Here is a 1525-nt window from a genome sequence, read left to right as displayed (position 1 = left end):
GCTGCCAGTAGAGCCCCATGCCGCCGCCGAGCAGCACCAGCACGATCAGCGTGCCCATGACCATGGCGGGGCCGGAGGCGCGGGGGGCGGCGGGCTTGCCGCCGCGGATCTTCGCATCGGCGGCGAGGATTCGGCGCGAGACTTCGGTCTTGAGCCGTTCGGCCTCGTCCGGGGCGATGGCGCCGCGGGCGGCGTCGCGCTCGATCTCGCGCAGCTGGTCGCGGTAGACCTGCAGGTCCCAGGCCTCGGCGGGCCCGGTTTCGCGCCGTCCGCGCAGAAGCGCCGCCACCAGCAGCGCCGCAACGAGGAGCGCCGTCGCCCCCGCGATGATCCAGAAGACCGTCATGTCCACTCCGTCCGGTTTCCCGCCCCATGTATAGGCGGAGAGCCGCGGAAAAAAGCCCCGCCGTGCGCGGCGCATCGTCCGGGGGCGGTGCGCCGGGGCGGTCGTGACGGTTGCGGTCTCGGGGCGGTCGTGCTGAGGTCAGGCCGGAGGCGGACAGGTCCCGTCCCGGATTCGAGGCAAGATGAAACGTTACTCCGCATTTGCCATCGCCCGAGAGGCGGCCCGCGACCACACCGGATGGGGGCGCGCCTGGGGCAAGCCGACGCCACGGGCGCAGTACGACGTGGTGATCGTCGGGGCCGGCGGCCACGGGCTTGCCACGGCCTATTACCTCGGGAAGAATTTCGGCATCACCAATGTCGCGATCCTCGAGAAGGGCTGGCTCGGCGGCGGCAACACCGGCCGCAACACCACCATCATCCGGTCGAACTACCTGCAGGATCCCTCGGCGGCGCTCTATGAGAAGGCGCGCTCGCTCTACGAGGGGCTGAGCCAGGATCTGAACTACAATGTGATGTTCAGCCCGCGCGGGGTGATGATGCTGGCGCAGACCGAGCACGAGCTGCGCGGCTACCAGCGCACCGTGCACGCCAATAGGTTACAGGGCATCGATACCGAGATGATCTCGCCGCGCGAGGTCAAGCGGCTGTGCCCGATCATGAACATCGACGGCCCGCGCTACCCGGTGCTGGGCGCGCTCTGGCAGCCGCGCGGCGGCACGGCGCGTCACGATGCGGTGGCCTGGGGCTACGCGCGCGCCTGCTCGGACATGGGCATGGATATCCTGCAGAACTGCGAGGTGACCGCGGTGCGCCAGGAGGCGGGCAAGGTCACCGGGGTCGAGACCTCGCTGGGCGAGATCCGCTGCGGCAAGCTGGGCATCGTGGTGGCGGGACATTCCGGCGTCATGGCCGAGAAGGCGGGCTTCCGGCTGCCGCTCGAGTCGGTGGCGCTTCAGGCGCTGGTGTCGGAGCCGATCAAGCCCTGCATGGACGTGGTGGTGATGGCCAACACGGTACACGGCTACATGAGCCAGTCCGACAAGGGCGAGATGGTGATCGGCGGCGGCACCGACGGCTACATCAACTACGCGCAGCGCGGCAGCTTCCAGCATGTCGAGGAGACGGTGCGCGCGCTGGTCGAGACCTTCCCGATGATCTCGCGGCTCAAGATGCTGAG

At 69.2% G+C, this 1525-nt stretch carries 2 protein-coding genes; one reads left to right on the top strand and one right to left on the bottom strand.

Translation table 11 applies throughout. The features are described 5' to 3' along the window. On the bottom strand, nt 1–346 hold a 346-nt coding region (ccmI, locus tag HC022_RS26295), incomplete at its 3' end, for a c-type cytochrome biogenesis protein CcmI (RefSeq protein WP_167454347.1). Nucleotides 347–527: 181 nt separating this feature from the next. Between ccmI and HC022_RS26290 the strand changes: the two genes are divergently transcribed. Next, the coding region (locus tag HC022_RS26290; RefSeq protein ID WP_167454346.1) for an FAD-dependent oxidoreductase at nt 528–1525 on the top strand (998 nt) is incomplete at its 3' end.

Origin of the sequence: Salipiger sp. HF18 (genome assembly GCF_011806505.1) — a bacterium.
Classification (GTDB): Bacteria; Pseudomonadota; Alphaproteobacteria; order Rhodobacterales; family Rhodobacteraceae; genus Salipiger; species Salipiger thiooxidans.
This window is presented reverse-complemented; position numbering and strand designations above follow the sequence as displayed.